We start from the raw sequence: 18,338 nt of genomic DNA on the forward strand, positions 1-18,338 counted from the left end.
GAACATGGCACTTGGTGGCATCACCCCAAAACAGAAGCTTGCCTTGGCCGCTTAACCTCTACTTTTAGCGCGCTCTAAAAATGGGAGGATTACCCCTATCGAAAGTGTCCGTCCTGGTGGGGGAAGGCCACCCTGCTAAACGAAAATGCTGGGTCCACCCGGATGCTGATCATATTTTAGCGGCAGCCGAGCTAGCAAACTGGCTTGAAAAACAGCCTTTTCTCGGATGCGGCAAAGTCGAAAATATTTCAGGCGAAGACTGGCGCGACAAGGTCAGTGAGAGGACAGGCATTATCTGTTTTGAGGACTATTACACGCCGTCCGGAGGTTCAGGTGGCGATCATATCGACCTGTGGAATGGAAGTCGCATGACGGACCTGACATCCAGTATCCGTACGCGATTTAGCATCGTCATTCCTACCATTTGGTCAGATCTTCGCAAAGCGCGAAAAATCCGTTTTTTTCCGGTCGCTTGATGAGAACATTTCTTTATTCTGCTTTGGGTTTTCTTGCCGCTACGGTCCTTCTATGGGGAGGGCTGTTGATGTGGGCGAAGTTGTCGCTCGATGCCCAAGATAGCTATTGGGACCGCGCTCCATATGCTGCCGATCTTTTCTTCGCTTGCTGGATTATCCTTGGAATTGCAGCCGCAGTGCTAGCTGTCCGTCTTAGTCGCAGGCGTAATAAAAATTAACGAATTGAGTCCCAAACATCTTAACGCCCGATTTTTTCCGTTTCCCTCTTCTCCCTCTATGACTTTTGGGACGATACTAAAGGTATGCCGCTGACGCAGGGCTGGATTGAAACGCTTCCTTGCGGCGGATTAGCCGTCCTTTTCAACACGCCAATTCACACCCGACGCGGAGCCAGTCGAACAGAATCCGAAGAGCTCTAAGAATAAGACGTGTCCAACCTGGCGGCAATTTTGCCAGTGCAAGAAAAGAGTCGCCCCAGCTTATTTCGATATCCTACGGTTCAGTTGCTGCTAGCAGCGAAATGATTTGGGCGTCGTCCAGCGTCGCAGCACCAGGCACCGCGTCCATTTCGGAAGGTCACACGCCCCTATGAACAGTGTTCTAAACTGCTTGGCGTTATCGGAGAAAGGGGAAAAATCTGATGTTCCTATGCCACAAAACGCGGCACAAATTTGGCACAGTCAGTGTGCCAAATCAAAACATAATATCGCTAAACATTGCATCGTATCGCAATGGCTAACTTCTTGATTTTTATAACAAATTCTGGTGCGGCTGGCGGGGATCGAACCCACGACCCTTGGCTTCGGAGGCCAATACTCTATCCACTGAGCTACAGCCGCGTAGGGGGATTTCTTGAAGTGAGCCGTAGGATACCGTTTTTATCGCTTCCCGTCCACGGAAAGTGTCGTTTTGAGCACCTTAGCGTTTCCATACAGGGATTTTTGAGTCTATAATCGCCCGTTTGGTGAAGGTTTTGCAAGGCAGCTGCTTGATCAGTTTTTCGCACGCCACCCCGGCTCGACAATAGTCTGTTAAGGAAATCATGAGCGACGCACATAACGAACACGAATCCGCAATCAGAACACCTAAACAGCTCGCTGCTGCTGTGATCGGCTTTTTCCTAGTCACCGTCTTAGGCATCATCCTGCTGGTCAAGTACGTCACGGAAGATAAATTGACCGGCGCCGGCTCTAACAGTCAGGCCCCGGAGCAAATCGCCGCCCGCCTCTCCCCCGTCGCCGATTCCGGCTTCACCTTCAAGGACGTGAACGCGCCGAAGGTGCTGCAATCGGGCGAAGCCATCTACACCTCCACCTGCGCGGCCTGCCATGGCGCCGGCGTCGCCGGTGCGCCGAAGTTCGGCGATGCCGGCGGCTGGGCCGCACGGATCGCCCAAGGTTACGATACCGTCGTCAAACACGCGATCGAAGGTTTGCGCGCGATGCCCGCCAAAGGCGGCAATCCGGATCTGGACGACGTGGAAGTGGCGCGCGCCGTGGTCTACATGGCCAACAAGTCCGGCGCCAAGTTCAAGGAACCTGAAGTGCCGGCCGCTCCAGCGGCTGCTGCGGCGGACAAAGCCGCCGATCCGGCCCAGCCGAAGTAAGCGCACGCGGCACCCATCGAAACCGGTCTGCATGGCCGGTTTTTTTACGCCCAAAAATTTATTTGCGGCCGGTGCCGATCTGGTATTTCTTCAGCTTGTCGTACAGCGTCTTGCGCGGCACCAGGAGATTGTCGGCCGCCAGACCGACGTTGCCGTCGACGGCGGCCAGCGCCTGGACGATCAATTCGCGCTCGTGGTGGTCGACCTGCTGCGGCAGCGACATGGCAGCGCGCGCCTCTGCGGCCGGCGCGTTACCGGGCGCGGCGACGATGCCCAGCACCAGCCGCTCGGCGAAATTGCGCAATTCGCGGACGTTGCCCGGCCAATCCGCGGCCTGCCATTGCGCCATCTGTTGCGGGGTCCAGGCCGGCACCGGACGCCGGTAGCGGGCGGCGGCGTCGGCGGTGAAGTGGGCCAGCAGCAGCGGAATGTCGTCGCGCCGGTCGCGCAGGCGCGGCAGGTCGATGCTGACCACGCCGATGCGGTAATACAAGTCTTCGCGGAAGTGGCCCTGCGCGCTCAGCTGCAGCAGATCGACCTTGGTGGCGGCGACGATCGAGCATTCCAGCGCGACCGAGTCGTTGCCGCCCAGGCGTTCGAGCTTGCGCTCCTGTAGCACGCGCAACAGCTTGACCTGCAACGCCATCGGCATGCTTTCGATTTCGTCGAGGAAGACGGTGCCGCCCTGCGCGAACTCGAGCTTGCCGATCCTGCGCTTTTGCGCGCCGGTGAAGGCGCCCGCCTCGTGGCCGAAGATCTCGCTTTCAAACACCGATTCGGGCAGCGCGCCGCAGTTGATGGCGACGAAGTTACCCTTGCGTCCGCTGGCCGCGTGCAGCAAGCGGGCGACCACTTCCTTGCCGGTGCCCGTCTGGCCGTTGATCAGCACGTCCACGCCGGCCGGAGCGACGTTGCGCACCAAAACCTTCAATTGTTCGATGGCGGGCGAGCGGCCGATCAGGTCGGGCAGCTCCGGATGCTGGGCGCGGTCGGTGCGCAGCTGGCGGTTTTCCAGCACCAGCCGGCGCCGCTCCTGCGCGCGCCGCACCGCGTCCAGCAGTCGGCCGCTGGCGAAGGGCTTTTCGATGAAGTCGTAGGCGCCGCCGCGCATGGCGGCCACCGCCATCTCGACGTCGCCGTGGCCGGTGACGACGATCACCGGCAGTTCGGCGTCGAGCGCGGCGATCTGCGCCAGCAAGTCCAGGCCGGAGCGGCCCGGCAGGCGCACGTCGGTGACGATGACGCCGGCGTAGTCGGCGCGCAGCAGCGCCTGCGCCTCCTCCGCGCTGGCGCACGCTTGCACGCTGAAGCCGCCCAGCTCCAAGGTCTGGCCGGTGGCCAGCCGCAGCGCGGCTTCGTCTTCGATCAGGATGGCCTGCACGTCATGCTCCTTGGTGTTGTAGCGGCAGGCGCAGCTCGAAGCGCGCGCCGCCGCCGGTCTGATTATGCGCCGTCAGTTGGCCGTTCATCGCCTGCACGATCGACGACGAGATCGCCAGCCCCAGGCCCAGGCCCTTGCCGGACGGCTTGGTGGTGAAAAACGGTTCGAACAGGTGCGCCGCCACCCGCGCCGGGATGCCTTCGCCGCTGTCGCTGATGCCGACCAGCGCGCTGTCGCCGTCGCGCGCGAGGTGGATGGCGACCAGGCGGCGCTCGGCGCCCTCGACCGCGTCCAGCGCGTTGCGCAGCAGGTTGATCAGCACTTGTTCGATGCGCACGCTGTCGCCGGTCACTTTCAGGTTGTCGACGCCGACGTCGATATCGAGGGTGACGGCGTGGCGGCGGAATTCGCTTTCGAGCAGGAAGGCCGACGCCCGCACCGACGCGGCCAGCTCGACCGTGCCCAAGGCCTCATCCTTGCGCGCGAAGCCCTTCAGCTGGCCGATGATGGCGCCCATGCGCGCGCTGGCCTCGCTGATGTGGCCGAGGTTGCCGGCGACCTGCTCGCCCTGCCCCCGTTCGAGGAACACGCGGGCGTTGTCGGCGAAGGCGCGAATCGCGGCAAGCGGCTGGTTCAGTTCATGGGTGATCCCTGTCGCCATCTGTCCCAGCATCGCCAGCTTGCCGGCCTGGACCAGTTCGTTTTGCGTCGAGCGCAGCAGGTGTTCGGTCTCCTGCAGCTTGGCGTACTTGCTTTCCAGGTGCTGGTTGGTGGTGCGCAGCTGCTGCGTGCGCTCGACGATTTTGTCGTTCAGCTCCAGCTCGGCCTTTTGCAGCGCCGCGCGCGAGGCCAGACGCTCCTCCAGCCGCCGCCGGCGCTGGTGCGAGGCCCAGCCCGCCAGCGCGGCGCAGGCCAGCAGCAGGACCGCCGCCAGCGCCCATTGCAGGCCGGCGCGCAGCACCCGCGACTGTCCGGGGAACAGCATCAGCTGCCAGCCCAGCTGGCCCACCGATTGCGTCACGAACAGGTCCGGCTGGCCGCTCAGCGGCGTCACCGTCTTGCCCATGTATTGCTGGGTGTGCGCCAGCTGGCGCTCGGTGGCCGCGTCCAGCGGCGTCAGGCTGCGGTAAATCCAGTCGGGCCGGTTGCTGAGGAAGATGACGCCGCTGCGGTCGGCCAGCACGATGGCGTCGTCGCTGCTGCGCCACGTGCGTTCGAAGTCGGCCAGGCTGATCTTGACGGCGACGACGCCGGTGACCGGCCCGCCGGCGCTGCCGTTGCCGTAGACCGGCTGGGCGATGAAGTAGCCCGCCTCGGTGGTGCTGGTGCCGATGCCGTAGAAGCGCCCCGCCCTGCCCCTGAGCGCGGCGTCGAAGTACGGGCGGTAGGAAAAGTTTTTACCGACAAAACCCAGCGGCAGGTCCCAGTTGCTGGCGCCGATGGTCAGGCCGTCGCGGTCCATCACGTAGATGGCGCCGACGTTGGCCTGTTGCTGGATGGTTTTCAAAGTGCTGTTGAGGCGGCTGATCGCCCGCGCGTCGGACGGATACGCCAGCGCCTCGATCAAGTCGGGCTGGAAGCCGAGCACGAACGGCAGCGTTTCGTATTTTTGCAGCAGCGATTGCAGGTCGGGCGCCATCAGCTGCAATTGCCGTTGGCCCTGCAGGCGCAGGTCGTCGCGGGCGCGAGAGGTGCCGGCCAGATACGAACCGGCGATGACGCCCACCGCGCAGATCAACGCGAACAGGATGAGCAGGGATTTTTTGGCGCGCATCGGCAGATTCTACTGTAAGCCCGCGAACCGGGGCCGGACCGGGATCGTCCGGCCCCATCGCTTAATCGACGGCGGCCATCCGCATCTCGTCGTTGTGGTGGCGCTGCTGTTCCTCCATCACCAACTGCCCCAGCTCGCGCTTCAACGCGTTGAACTCGGCGGCGGCCGGGTCGCGCAGCCGCGGCAGATCGACCAGCATGTCGCGCTTGACGGTGCCGGGACGGTAGGTCATCACCACGATGCGGTCGGCCAGGTAAATCGCCTCCTCGATGCTGTGGGTAACGAAAATAATCGTCTTCTTCAGCTCGGCCCAGATGCGCAGCAATTCGTCCTGCAGGTTGCGGCGCGTCAGCGCGTCGAGCGCGCCGAACGGCTCGTCCATCAGCATGATCGGCGAATCGAGCGCCAGCACGCGGGCGATGGCGACGCGCTGGCGCATGCCGCCGGACAGGTCTTTCGGGAAGCGGTGACGGAAATCGCTCAGCGACAGCATCGCCAGCAGCTCGTCGACCTTGGCCGTGATCGCGGACTGGTCCATGCCCTTGATCTCGAGGCCGAAGGCGATGTTCTTTTCCACCGTCATCCACGGGAACAGCGCGTATTCCTGGAACACCATGCCGCGTTCCGGTCCCGGACCGGTGACCAGCTTGCCGTCGGCGGTGATGGTACCGGACGACGGCAGCGAAAAGCCGGCGACCGCGTTCAGCAACGTCGACTTGCCGCAGCCGGACGGTCCCAGCAGGCAGACGAACTGGCCTTGTGGAATGTCGAGGTTGATATCCTTCAGTGCGACGACGTCGCGGCTGTCGGTCTTGAAAACCTTGTCGACGCCACGGACTTGAATGTGGGTGGGATTCATAGCATGCACCGTCATCTCAATTCTCCAGGCCACGGTGCCACCGCAGCAAATGATTGTTCAGTTTGTTCATGCCGACGTCGATGATCAGGCCCAGCAGACCGATGCTGATCATGCCGGCGATAATCTTGTCCGACCAGAAGTACTCGCGCGCCTCCAGGATGCGGAAGCCGAGGCCGTTGTTCACCGCGATCATCTCCGAGACGATGACGACGATGAAGGCGGTACCGATGCCGATCCGCACGCCCGACAGGATGTACGGCACGGCGGCCGGCAGCATCACGCGGATGAACATCGTGCGCTGGTTGACGCCCAGGTTGCGGGCGGCGCGGATGTAGATGCCGTCGACCTGGCGCACGCCGGCGATGGTGTTGACCAGCACCGGAAAGAAGGCGCCGAGCGCGATCAGGAACACGGCCGGCGCGTTGCCCAGGCCGAACCACAGGATGGCCAGCGGGATGTACGCGATCGGCGGAATCGGGCGCAGCACCTGCATCAGCGGATTGAGCCAGGCGTACATGCGCTGGCTCGCGCCCATCATCAAGCCCAGCGGCAGCGCCAGGCCGGCGCCGACGGCGAAGCCGACCACCACGCGGTACAGGCTGCTCAAGGTGTCGCCCAGCAGTTCGCCGGAAAGCGCCCAGCTCAGCCACGAGCCGGCGGCCGGATCGTAGACGGTCAGCGGCAACAGATATTCGATCCACTTGCTGACCACGGCCACCGGCGACGGCAGCACTTGCGGATTGACCCAGCCGAGCATGGCGCTGGCCTGCCACAGCACGACGATCAGAATCGGGACCACGGCCCCGGTGGCGCTCTGGCGCCAGTCTTGTTTGTTCATGGTGTCTCCTGCTGTATTGTGGGATTACTTGATGCCCAGGCTTTTTTTCGACGCGTCCAGCAGATCGGTCTTGACCCAGTCCCTGGCCACCGGCGGTTTGCTCATGCGGCCGACGCCGGTCTTGAGCATGATGTCGGTGGTGATCTGGATATGCTCGGCGGTGACGTCGTAGCTGTACGGCGAGTTGCTGATCGCGTCCTCGAAGTCGTCCTTGGTGATCTGGTTCTTGAACATCGATTCGCGCACGTATTTCTCGGCGACGGCCTGGTTGTCGATGAAGGTCTTGGTGGCCTGGACGAAGCAGTTCATGAACTTCTGCGCCAGCGGACGCTTCTCGTTGTAGAACTTCTCGCTCATCACCAGGGTGCGCACCGGCTCGCCGATGGCGGTGTCGTACGGCTTCATCACCTCGACGCCGTAGCCCTTGTTGATCGCCTGCGATGATTGCGGCTCGCTCTGCATGATGGCGTCGAGGTTCTTGCCCATCAGCGCCTGGTTCAGGTCGGCGAAGGCGAGGAACACCAGCTGCACGTCCTTGCCCGGGCGGTCCGACGAGGTCAGGCCGGCTTGCGCCAGTTCGGCGATCAGCAGCACCTCGTGGATGCCGCCGCGCGTGACGCCGACTTTCTTGCCCTTCAAATCCTTGATGGACTTGATGCCTTCGTTGGGACGGGCCACCAGGCGCGCGCCGCCTTTGGCGAAGCCGGCGACGACGTAGATCGGCGCGCCGTTGGCGCGGCCGGAGATGGCCGCTTCGGATGCGGTAGCGCCAACGTCGAGCTCGCCGGCCAGGATCGCTTGCATGACGTCCGGGCCCTTGGCGAAGATGTGTTCCTCGACCTTCAGGCCGCACTTGGGCGCGATTTCCTTGATGTATGAAACGGCGCCGTAGTGGGCGAATTTGAGGTTGCCAAGGCGGACCACTTCCTGCGCTTGCGCGGTGGAAGCGATGGCGATGGCGGCGGTCAGCACGAGCAGACGGAATTTGGGCAGGGATTTAGGCATTACTTGTCTCCATTGTGGGTGTTGTGCTGGAAGACCAAGCAACTTCGATGCCAAGCCAGAATCTATCGCTAAGTCGTTGATTTTAAGGATCTCTTGGCTGTAAGCGGCATCGCTGAGTGCGGAAGGCCGCAATCAGCTCTCCGGAGCGTGCGGATTTTCGCGCTAGCTCCATCCAGATCTACAAAGCGCCATAATGGAACTTATAAGCCGCCGTTAGCGAATAGTGCGATATGTGCAATCCAGAATAGCCCCTGTTCAGCTGCACAGGCCGAACGCCTTACGCTCGGGGAAGTAGCGGTAGGTGAAGGTGCGCATCGGATATTCCTTCAAGCCGATCTCGAACGCGGGCGCGACCACGTCGAAGCGCTGCGGCAGCTTGGCCTTGACCCGCACCCGCACGCGCCACAACGTTTCCTCGCCGGCGGCGCTGGCGACGAACATGTCCGGCACCTTGGGAATCGAGTCGACGATCTCCGGCCGCGAGTTGGTGGTGCGCTGGTACAAGGTCACCAGCTCGGCCTTGTGCAGCACCGCCCCCTTGGGCGCGGTGACGTTGTAATCGCGCGTGAGGAAACGCGCGCGCTCGCCGCGCGGCAGGATGTAGACGAAGGTGAACTCGGCGCCGCCCTCCGGCAACGTGACCGGCGGCGTGGTCGCCACGCTCATGCCGCGCGGCAGTTCGAAGCGCGAGCCCTCCTGCCACGTCTTGCACTCGGGCGTGGCCGCCATGTAAAGATTGCCGGGCGTATAGGACTCGCCGCAGCCGCTGAGCAACAGCGTGAAAAATATCGGTGCCAAGTAACGCAGACGCATGAAGACGGCTTTCCTGAGAATAGAACCCTTAGTTTACCAGTACCCGCCCCGCGCCGGCGGCTCGCATGCGGCTAGTCATGCGTTGCAAAACCGGCCTTGTCACGCGACACGCAAAGGACTAATGTGAGGTAACAGTTCTTGTGCGGCAATTATTCGATTTCGGACCGCCGGCGCGCCGGCATACTATGAAAGCAATAATATGAAAAACAAATTGTTTAGCGCCGCGCTGGGATTGCTGCTGTCCTCGTTGGTGTCGACCGCGTCGGCCGAGACCGGCGTCACCGCCACCGAAATCAAGATCGGCATGGCCAACGCCCAATCGGGGCCCACCGCGGGCCTGGGCCTGGGCATCAAGGCCGGCAGCGAAGCGTACTTCAAGAAGGTCAACGCCGCCGGCGGCGTCAACGGCCGCAAGATCACCTTGGTCAGCGAGGACGACGGCTACGATCCGCCGCGCACCGCCGCCGCCACCGACAAGCTGATCAAGAAGGACGGCGTGTTCGCGTTGTTCGGCTATGTCGGCACGCCGACCAGCAAGGCGGCGATGTCGCTGGTCAACGAAGCCAATATTCCATTCTTCGCGCCGTTCACCGGCGCCGAGTTCCTGCGCACGCCGCTGAACAAACACGTCTTCAACATCCGCTCGTCGTACTTCAATGAAATCGAATTGCAGGTCGAGCGCCTGGTCACCGATGCCGGCGTCACCAAGATCGGCCTGTTCTACCAGGAAGACACCTACGGCAAGGTCGGCAAGGAAGGGCTGCAGGTGTCGCTGCAAAAACGCAAGATGACGATGGCGGGCGAAGGCTTCTACCAGCGCAACACCGAGGACGTCGACGCCGGCCTGGCCGCGCTGATCGCCGCCAAGCCGGAGGCGGTGCTGATGGTCGGCACTTACAAGGCGTGCGCGGCGTTCGTGCAGAAGGCGGCGGCGGCCGGCTTCAAGCCGAAGTTCTTCAACCTGTCGTTCGTCGGCACCGCCAACTTCATCAAGGCGGCCGGCGACGCCGCCGAGGGCGTCTACATCACGCAGGTGGTGCCGTCGCCGTTCGACGAATCGATCCCGATCGTCAAGCAATACCGCGCCGACATGAAGGCGGCCGGCGTCGGCGAAGGCGACTACACGTCGCTGGAAGGCTACATCAACGCCGTGGCGCTGGTCGAGGCGCTGAAGAAAACCGGCCCGGACCTCACGCGCGCCAGCTTCATGGCGGCGCTGGAAAAACTCAACGTCAATCTCGGCGGCCTCGACATCGGCTTCAGCCCGACCGACCACCAGGGCCTGAACACCGTGTACCTGACCAAGGTACAAAAGGGCAAGCCGGTCCCGGTCGGCAAGCTGTAATCCGCGCGGCCAAAAAAAACCCTCGCCACGGCGAGGGTTTTTTGCACCTGCTTTTTTACCACATGATGACGCGGTCTTTCGGCGGCAGGTACATCTTGTCGCCCGGCTTGACGCCGAAGGCGTCGTAGAAGCCCGGCTGGTTGCGCATGGTGCCGTTGGCGCGGTACTGGCCCGGCGAATGCGGATCGGTCTTGATCTGCTGGATCTGCGCCGCTTCGCGCATCTTCATGCGCCACACCTGCGCAAAGCCCATGTAGAAGCGCTGGTCGCCGCTCAGGCCGTCGATCACCGGCGCCGGCTTGCCGTTCAAGGACAGCTTGTAGGCCTTGTAGGCGATCGCCACGCCGCTGTTGTCGGCGATGTTCTCGCCCAGCGTCAGCTCGCCGTTGACGTTGTAGCCCGGCAGCGGGCTGAACTCGCTGTACTGCTTGACCAGCATCTTGGTCTTGGCCGCGAAGTTCTTGTGGTCGGCCTTGGTCCACCAGTCGCGCAGGTTGCCGTCGCCGTCGTACTGGGCGCCCTGGTCGTCGAAGCCGTGGCTGATCTCGTGGCCGATCACGCCGCCGATGGCGCCGTAGTTGACCGCGTCGTCGGCGTCGGCGTTAAAGAACGGCGCCTGCAGGATGGCCGCCGGGAACACGATCTCGTTCATCTCCGGGTTGTAGTAGGCGTTGACGGTTTGCGGCGTCATGCCCCACTCGTCGCGGTCGATCGGCTTGCCCAGCTTGTTCAATTCCTTGTTGTACTCGAACTGCGTCGAACGGATCACGTTGCCCACCAGGTCGTCCTTGGCCACTTCCAGCTTCGAGTAGTCGCGCCACTTGTTCGGATAGCCGATCTTGGTGGTGAACTTGGCCAGCTTGGCCTGCGCCTGTTTCTTGGTGACCGGGCTCATCCAGTCAAGCTTGTCGATGCTGGTCTTGTACGACGCCAGCAGGTTCTTGACCAGCGCATCCATGCGCGCCTTGCGGTCGGCCGGGAAGTGCTCTTCGACGTACAGCTTGCCGACCGCCTCGCCCAACGCGCCCTCGGCCACCGAGACGCCGCGCTTCCAGCGCGGACGCTGTTCGGTCACGCCGCTCAGCACGGTGCCGTAGAAGGCGAAGTTCTCGTCCACATAGGCTTTGCTCAGGTACGGCGCGAACGCGCGCACGGTCTGCCAGTGGAAGTAGGCTTTCAGGGTGTCCAGCGGGGTCTTCTCCAGCAGCGCGGTCATGCCTTTCAGATAGCTCGGCTGGCTGACGATCACGTAGCTGGCCTTGCCGGCGATGCCGGCGCCGCCCAGGTAGGCGTTCCAGTCGTAGCCCGGCGCCATCGCGCCCAGCTTGGTTACCTCGACCTTGTTGTAGGCCTTGATCGGATCGCGCAGCTCGACCTTGGTCCATTGCAGCTTGGCCAGTTCTTTTTCGAACTCGACGATGCCGTGCGCGGTGACGGCACCGTGCGGGTCGCCCGCCAGGGTCAGCATCTTGCCGACGTGCAGTTCGTACTTGGCCAGCACGTCCGCCAGCTTGGCGTCGTCCGCTTTCAGGTAATAGTCGCGGTCCGGCAGGCCCAGGCCGCTCTGGTACAGGTCGGCCACGTACTTGGTCGAATCCTTGTTGTCCTGGTGGATGCCGAAGGTATACGGCGCGCTCACGCCGATCTGGTTGAGGTGGGCGATCAGCGCCGGCAGCTGTTTCTTGTCGCCGACGGCGGCGATGCGTTCGAGCTCCGCCTTGAGCGGCGTCACGCCCAGTTGCTCGAGCTTGGCCTCGTCCATGAAGCTGGCGTAGAAGTCGCCGATGCGCTGGGCGTCGGAACCGGCGGCCTTGTTCGGCTGGTTGGCGGCGCCTTCGATGATGGCGCGCAGTTGCGGCTGGATATCGTCGCGCAATTTGGCGAAGCTGCCCCAGCTGGCCTTGTCGGCCGGAATTTCCGTCGTGGCCAACCATTTGCCGTTCATGTGGGTGAACAGGTCGTCCTGCACGCGCACGGCCGGGTCGATGTATTCGGTGGCGATGCCGGAGGCCATTTTACCGGTGGCTGCGGTGGCTGCGGCGGCATTGGCGACGGGTTTGGCGGGACCCGCACTTTTGGTGGTGTCCGCGGCGCCGGCCAAGCCTGCGATCAGGCTGAGCATCAATGCACTTACGAGATGACGTTTCACAGAAATTCCTTCAAATGTAAAAAGGCAAAAAGGCCACTGCACGATGCATGGCCTGTACCGCTTTATATCACACGGTTTGTCGTGTTACCAGATGATGACACGCTGTTCCGGCGCCACATACATCTTGTCGCCGGGCTTGACGCCAAAGGCGTCGTAAAAGCCCGGCTGGTTGACCATGGTGCCGTTGGCGCGGAACTGGCCCGGCGAGTGCGGATCGGTTTTCACCTGCAGGATCTGCTGCTCGTCGCGCATGCGCACGCGCCACACCTGGCCGAAGCCCATGAAGAAGCGCTGGTCGCCGGTCAGGCCGTCGAGCACCGGCGCCGGCTTGCCGCCCAGCGACAGCTTGTAGGCCTTGTAGGCGATCGCCACGCCGCTGTTGTCGGCGATGTTCTCGCCCAGCGTCAGCTCGCCGTTGACGTTGTAGCCCTTGATCGGGCTGTAGGCGCCGTACTGCTTGACCAGCGCGTCGGTCTTGGCCTTGAAGTTGGCGCGGTCTTCCTTGGTCCACCAGTCGCGCAGGTTGCCGTCGCCGTCGGCCTGGCTGCCGCCGTCGTCGAAGCCGTGGCTGATCTCGTGGCCGATGACGGCGCCGATGGCGCCGTAGTTGACGGCGTCGTCGGCCTTGACGTCGAAGAACGGCGGTTGCAGGATGGCGGCCGGGAACACGATCTCGTTCATCGTCGAGCTGTAGTAGGCGTTGACGGTCTGCGGCGTCATGCCCCATTCCTCGCGGTCGATCGGCTTGCCCAGCTTGTTGATCATGCGCTGGTTGGCGAAGTTGGCCGCGCGCAGCACGTTGCCGATCAGGTCGGACTTGACGATCGCCAGCGACGAGTAGTCGCGCCACTTGCCCGGGTAGCCGATCTTGGGCGTGAACTTGGCCAGCTTGGCTTGCGCCTCCTTCTTGGTCTCCGGGCCCATCCAGTCGAGCGCGTCGATGCTGGTCTGGTACGAGGCCAGCAGGTTCTTCACCAGCTGGTCCATGCGCGCCTTGCGCTCCGGCGGGAAATACTCGGCCACGTACAGCTGGCCCAGGCCTTCGCCGATCGAACGCTCGACCAGCGCCACGCCGCGTTTCCAGCGCGGCTCCTGCACGGCCACGCCGGTCAGCACGGTGCTGTAGAAGTCGAAGCTGGCGTCGGCGAAGTCCTTCGACAAATACGGCGAGGCGCTGCGCAGCAGCTGCCATTCGAAGTAGGCCTTCCACGTCGCCAGGTCGGTCTTCTCCAGCGCCGCGTTGAAGCCGGCCAGGTAGCTTGGCTGGCTGACGATCACGTAGTCGACCTTGTTGGCCACGCCGGCCGACGCCAGCGCGTGGCCCCAGTCGAAGGCGGGCGCCAGTTCCGGCAGCTTGGCGATCGGCGTCTTGTTGTAGCGTTTGACGGGATCGCGGTTTTGCACCTTGGTCCACTGCGCCTCGGCCAGCGCGGTTTCCAGCGAGACGATGGCCTTGGCGTTGGCGTCCGGATTCTTGTCGCCGCCCAGCTTCAGGGTCTTGGCGATGTGCGCCTCGTACTTGGCCAGGATGGCGGCCAGTTTGGCGTCGTCCTTTTTCAGGTAGTAGTCGCGGTCCGGCAGGCCCAGGCCGCTTTGCGAAATGCTCACCGCGTACTTGGTCGACTCGCGCGCGTCCTGGCGCACGCCCAGGCCGTACGGCGTGGCCACGCCGAGCTTGTCCAGATGCGCGATCAGCATCGGGAAGGCCTTCTTGTCCTTGATCGCGCGGATACGGTTGAGTTCACCGGTGAGCGGGCGGATGCCCAGCGCGTCCAGCTTTTTCTCGTCCATGAAACTGGCGTAGAGGTCGCCGATTTTCTGGGCATCGCTGCCGGCCTTCTTGCCTTTTTGCGCCTCGGTCTTTTCGACGATGCCGCGCAGCTCGGACAGGGTGTCGTCGCGCAGCTTGGCGAAGGTGCCCCAGCTCGACTTGTCGGCCGGGATCTCCGTGGCCTTCAGCCACTGGCCGTTGAGGTGGGTGTAGAAGTCGTCCTGCGCGCGCACGCCGGCATCGATGTTCTTCACTTCGATGCCGGAAGTCAGTGGCGCCTTGTCGGCGTCGGCCGGGGTGTCGGCGGCGCCGGCGAAGGCGGCGGCCAGGCTCAGGGTCAGGGTACTCAGCAGAAAGCGGTTCACGGTGGTCCTTTAATTAGAACTTCAACTCATCATTGTCGGCCGCTTGTGACGGCCGCGCAAATATTCTACCGCCTGAGCTTGTGTCTAAATGGCACCGTTCCGCTTTTTTACTTTACGATACACGCCCGCCGCATGGCGCCACCCGCCTAGCCACCGCCTGGCAGATTGATACTGGCGCCGCCGGCGCCGACGCCGACACCCACGCCACCGGCGCCGCCGCCCCTGCGGCCGCCGCCGCGACGCTCGCCGCCCTCCTCCTTGCGTTCGCCGCCGGCGCGCGGGCCGCCGCCATTGTCCTGCACCCGCAGCAGATGCTCGCCGACCTGCTGCGCGACGATGCGGCGCTGGCTTTCATTTAGCGCATCGTTGACGGTCAGCCACCATTCGCGCAGCAGCTTTTCCTCGGCGGCGGCGGCGTTGGTCTCCTCGTCGATCGCCTTGGTCAGATCGCGCAGTTCCACACCGGCGCCCTGCGTGCCGGCCTGGGTCGCCGCCTGCAGGCGCTCGCGGCGGGCTTTGCGTTCACGCAGCAGGTTGCGCGTCTTGCTTTCGGTCTGTTGCCAAAGTATCTGCTGATTCGGATTCAGGTTCAGCGCCTTGCGCAAGTCGTCCGCCATCGGCAGGAAATCCTCCGCATGCATATCGAAGACGGGCACCGCGAACGCCGGCGGCGGCACGGCCCCGGCGAGCAGCAGCGCGCCGGCCAGGGCCAGGGCGCGCAGGGGTAGACAACGCGATGGGGGAAGCAGTGAAAGACGCATGGAAGCTCCGTAGATAAAAAAAAGCCTGCGCTTGGGGCGCAGGCGAAAACCACTTCAGGGTAGAGAGAAATACAAATTCAGTGTAGGCCGGGCCCCCGGCCGTGGCGGCACTTCTTACAAATGCTTACGGACGTGAACGTAAGGGAAACACTGCGTAAATTTATGCAAACTTGATGTAACACCAAGCGGGTGCTGGTGTGGATTCAAAGTCAACGCCAACCGTTGTAAAATTCCGTAAAGGTATAAATCATTTCGCGAGGGCTACTACGATTGCCCGAAATCAGGTTTATACTCAGCTCATGCACACCGCGCACGCAATCGCTCGCCAGTGATGCCTCTCTGTACATTGTTCCAACAGGTGAAACATGGGCAAGAAACTCAAGAATTCCGGTTTGATCGGCCTCGGCGTCGTCGCCGGCATCGCCGTCTCCCTCCAATTTTCCGCCATGGCGCAAAAGCCGGCCGACCCGGGCCTGCCGCTCGAGGAGCTGCGCCAGCTGGCCGACGTGTTCGGACTGATCAAGTCCGACTACGTCGAACCGGTCGAGGACAAGAAGCTGCTGACCGAGGCCATCTCCGGCATGGTCGCCTCGCTCGACCCCCACTCCGCCTATCTGGACAAGAAAGCCTACGCCGAGCTGCGCGAAGGTTCGCAGGGCAAGTTCGTCGGCCTCGGCATCGAGATCGGCCAAAGCGAGGACGGTTACATCAAGATCGTCGCGCCGATCGAGGACTCGCCGGCCTGGCGCGCCGGCATCAAGCCGGGCGACCTGATCAGCCGCCTCGACAGCACCGCCGTCAAGGGCCTGAGCCTGGACGAATCGGTCAAGAAGATGCGCGGCGAGCCGCACTCCAAGGTCAGCCTGACGATCCTGCGCAAGGGCGAGACCGATCCGCTGGTGTTCAACATCACGCGCGAAGAGATCCATCAGAAAAGCGTCAAGGGCAAGATCGTCGAACCGGGCTACGCGTGGCTGCGCATTTCGCAGTTCCAGGAGCCGACCATCGACGACATGGCCGCCAAGATTGTCGAGCTGTACAAACAGGACCCGAACATCAAGGGCCTGGTGCTGGACTTGCGCAACGACCCGGGCGGCGTGCTGCAAGGCGCCATCGGCGTGGCCGCCGCCTTCCTGCCGAAGGACGCGGCGATCGTCTCGACCAACGGCCAGTTGCCGGACCAGAAGCAAATCTTCTACGGCCGTCCCGAGTACTACACCTTGCGCAGCGAAAGCGACGCGCTGGCCAAGCTGCCGGCCGCCGTCAAGCAGGTGAAGATGGTGGTGCTGGTCAACACCGGCTCGGCATCGGCGTCGGAAATCGTCGCCGGCGCGCTGCAGGACTACAAGCGCGCCGACATCATCGGCACGCAAACCTTCGGCAAGGGCTCGGTGCAAACGATCCGCCAGCTGACCGCCGACACCGCCGTCAAACTGACCACGGCGCGCTACTACACGCCGCACGGCCGCTCGATCCAGGCCAAGGGCATCACGCCGGACCTGGCGGTGGACGAAAACGCCGACGGCGACGGCCTGAACGCGCTGCGCACGCGCGAGTCCGACCTCGACAAGCACCTGAGCAACGACAAGGAGAAGGAAATCGCCAAGACCAAGCGCGACGAGCTGGAGGAGCAGCTGCGCATCGTCGCGCTGGAAAAGACCCGCAAGCCGCTCGAATACGGCAGCGGCGACGACTTCCAGCTGGCGCAGGCGCTCAACCACCTCAAGGGCCTGCCGGTGCAGCTGGCCAAGCAGGAAACCAAGGTCGTGCAGACCGACGTCAAAAAATAACCCCGGGGTCAAGTCTGTCATTCGGACACGAACCCATCACTACGACGGCGCCCCCACGGCGCCGTTTTCTTTTTCGTCGCCTATTTCGGCCGTTTATTGCGCGCATCGCGCGGCCATTGTGTAGAATTTGGCTCATTATTGGCGCAAGCCATTGCCAAATTCGAAAGTTTAACCATGAAACAAGCCGTCATCAGCGGTACCGGCCTTTTTACGCCGGCCCAATCGATCTCCAATGAAGAGCTGGTCGAGTGCTTCAACGCCTACGCCGAGCAGTTCAACGCCGACAACGCCGCCGCCATCGCCGAAGGCACCGCCACCCCGCTGGAAATGTCGAGCGTGGCCTTCATCGAGAAAGCGTCCGGCATCAAGTCGCGCTATGTGATGGAAAAATCGGGCATCCTCGATCCGCAACGCATGGTCTCGCGCATTCCCGAGCGCGCCGACGAGGAACTGTCGCTGCAGGCGGAAATCTGCGTCGCCGCCGCCCACCAGGCGCTGGACCGCGCCGGCCGCACGCCGGCCGACATCGACATGGTGCTGGTGGCCTGCTCGAACATGCAGCGCGGCTACCCGGCGATGGCGGTCGAGGTGCAGGGCGCGCTCGGCATCGACGGCTACGGCTTCGACATGAACGTGGCCTGCTCGTCGGCCACCTTCGGCATCCAGCAGGCGGTGGCGGCGGTGCAGAGCGGCCAGGCGCGCGCGGTGCTGGTGCTCAATCCGGAAATCACCAGCGGCCACCTGAACTGGCGCGACCGCGACAGCCACTTCATCTTCGGCGACGCCTGCACGGCGATGGTCATCGAGGCGGCCGACACGGCCAAGGGTTCGCAGCGCTGGGAAATCCTCGACACCAAGCTCAAGACGAGCTTCTCGAACAACATCCGCAACAACTTCGGCTTCCTCAACCGTTTCGACGAGTCGGGCATCGGCCAGCCGGACAAGCTGTTCCGCCAGCAGGGCCGGAAAGTGTTCAAGGATGTCTGCCCGATGGCGGCCGACATGATCAAGGCCACCATCGCCGGCGCCGGCCTGGAAGTGCCGCAGGTGAGCCGCTACTGGCTGCACCAGGCCAACCTGAACATGAATCTCCTGATCAGCCGCCTGGTGCTGGGCCGCGACGCCGAGCCGGGCGAGGCGCCGGTGATCCTCGACGAATACGCCAACACCTCGTCGGCCGGCTCGATCATCGCCTTCCACAAGCACTCCAACGACATGGCCGCCGGCCAGCTGGGCGTGATCTGCTCGTTCGGCGCCGGCTACTCGATCGGCTGCGTGGTGGTGCGCAAAGTCTGAGGCAGGCGATGCGATCACGCCGACGTTATCGGATGAACCCGAAGCTGGCGCGATCGAAGCCGCCGGCCGTCAAGGCGTGTCGCGCCGTCTCCAGTAACGGGCTCTGAGC

14 protein-coding genes and 1 tRNA gene are annotated in these 18,338 nt (G+C 63.2%); 5 read left to right on the plus strand and 10 right to left on the minus strand.

All coding sequences use genetic code 11. From position 1 onward, the window contains the following. Window positions 1–80: 80 nt before the first annotated feature. The gene (locus tag BMX85_RS22140) at window positions 81–476 is read left to right on the plus strand and encodes a T6SS effector amidase Tae4 family protein (protein ID WP_090323915.1); all 396 of its coding nucleotides are present in this window, start codon (window positions 81–83) and stop codon (window positions 474–476) included. Between the two features lie 763 nt (window positions 477–1,239). On the opposite strand, the gene BMX85_RS22145 is transcribed toward BMX85_RS22140, so the two are convergent. After that, window positions 1,240–1,315 (minus strand) — tRNA-Arg (locus BMX85_RS22145). Between the two features lie 203 nt (window positions 1,316–1,518). Between BMX85_RS22145 and BMX85_RS22150 the strand changes: the two genes are divergently transcribed. Then, window positions 1,519–2,082 (plus strand): c-type cytochrome, encoded by a 564-nt coding sequence (locus BMX85_RS22150; RefSeq protein ID WP_090323918.1) that lies wholly within the window; start codon window positions 1,519–1,521, stop codon window positions 2,080–2,082. Window positions 2,083–2,140: 58 nt separating this feature from the next. On the opposite strand, the gene BMX85_RS22155 is transcribed toward BMX85_RS22150, so the two are convergent. From BMX85_RS22155 to BMX85_RS22180, 6 genes are all read right to left on the minus strand, one after another. Further along, a complete protein-coding gene (locus tag BMX85_RS22155; RefSeq protein ID WP_090323922.1) occupies window positions 2,141–3,463 on the minus strand; it encodes a sigma-54-dependent transcriptional regulator in 1,323 nt (440 codons plus the stop codon). A gap of 1 nt (window position 3,464) precedes the next feature. Further along, a complete protein-coding gene (locus tag BMX85_RS22160; RefSeq protein WP_090323924.1) occupies window positions 3,465–5,237 on the minus strand; it encodes a sensor histidine kinase in 1,773 nt (590 codons plus the stop codon). Window positions 5,238–5,298: 61 nt separating this feature from the next. After that, complete coding sequence (locus BMX85_RS22165; RefSeq protein WP_090323927.1) at window positions 5,299–6,096, minus strand: ABC transporter ATP-binding protein; 798 nt, start codon at window positions 6,094–6,096, stop codon at window positions 5,299–5,301. A gap of 16 nt (window positions 6,097–6,112) precedes the next feature. Then, the gene (locus BMX85_RS22170) at window positions 6,113–6,934 is read right to left on the minus strand and encodes an ABC transporter permease (protein ID WP_090323929.1); all 822 of its coding nucleotides are present in this window, start codon (window positions 6,932–6,934) and stop codon (window positions 6,113–6,115) included. 24 nt (window positions 6,935–6,958) lie between these two features. Then, a complete protein-coding gene (locus tag BMX85_RS22175; protein WP_090323932.1) occupies window positions 6,959–7,939 on the minus strand; it encodes an ABC transporter substrate-binding protein in 981 nt (326 codons plus the stop codon). Between the two features lie 255 nt (window positions 7,940–8,194). Continuing rightward, complete coding sequence (locus BMX85_RS22180) at window positions 8,195–8,752, minus strand: hypothetical protein (RefSeq protein ID WP_090323934.1); 558 nt, start codon at window positions 8,750–8,752, stop codon at window positions 8,195–8,197. A 199-nt stretch (window positions 8,753–8,951) separates the two neighbouring features. Here BMX85_RS22180 and BMX85_RS22185 point away from each other — a divergent pair, with 199 nt between their 5' ends. Continuing rightward, the gene (locus BMX85_RS22185) at window positions 8,952–10,097 is read left to right on the plus strand and encodes an ABC transporter substrate-binding protein (RefSeq protein WP_090323937.1); all 1,146 of its coding nucleotides are present in this window, start codon (window positions 8,952–8,954) and stop codon (window positions 10,095–10,097) included. Window positions 10,098–10,152: 55 nt separating this feature from the next. Here the strand turns inward: BMX85_RS22185 and BMX85_RS22190 are convergent, their stop codons facing one another. The 3 genes from BMX85_RS22190 to BMX85_RS22200 form a co-directional block, all read right to left on the minus strand. Then, window positions 10,153–12,219, minus strand: coding sequence for a M13 family metallopeptidase (locus tag BMX85_RS22190; protein ID WP_177196870.1), 2,067 nt, complete (start codon window positions 12,217–12,219; stop codon window positions 10,153–10,155). Between the two features lie 111 nt (window positions 12,220–12,330). Continuing rightward, the gene (locus BMX85_RS22195; RefSeq protein WP_177196858.1) at window positions 12,331–14,382 is read right to left on the minus strand and encodes a M13 family metallopeptidase; all 2,052 of its coding nucleotides are present in this window, start codon (window positions 14,380–14,382) and stop codon (window positions 12,331–12,333) included. Window positions 14,383–14,528: 146 nt separating this feature from the next. After that, window positions 14,529–15,143 (minus strand): hypothetical protein, encoded by a 615-nt coding sequence (locus BMX85_RS22200; RefSeq protein ID WP_090323943.1) that lies wholly within the window; start codon window positions 15,141–15,143, stop codon window positions 14,529–14,531. A 365-nt stretch (window positions 15,144–15,508) separates the two neighbouring features. Between BMX85_RS22200 and BMX85_RS22205 the strand changes: the two genes are divergently transcribed. Further along, on the plus strand, window positions 15,509–16,933 hold the full coding sequence (locus tag BMX85_RS22205) for a S41 family peptidase (protein ID WP_090323946.1): 1,425 nt from the start codon (window positions 15,509–15,511) through the stop codon (window positions 16,931–16,933). 174 nt (window positions 16,934–17,107) lie between these two features. Further along, window positions 17,108–18,229 (plus strand): beta-ketoacyl-ACP synthase III, encoded by a 1,122-nt coding sequence (locus tag BMX85_RS22210; RefSeq protein ID WP_090324692.1) that lies wholly within the window; start codon window positions 17,108–17,110, stop codon window positions 18,227–18,229. The last annotated feature ends 109 nt before the right edge of the window (window positions 18,230–18,338 follow it).

This window comes from Duganella sp. CF517, from assembly GCF_900110275.1.
Taxonomy (GTDB): Bacteria; Pseudomonadota; Gammaproteobacteria; order Burkholderiales; family Burkholderiaceae_D; genus Rugamonas.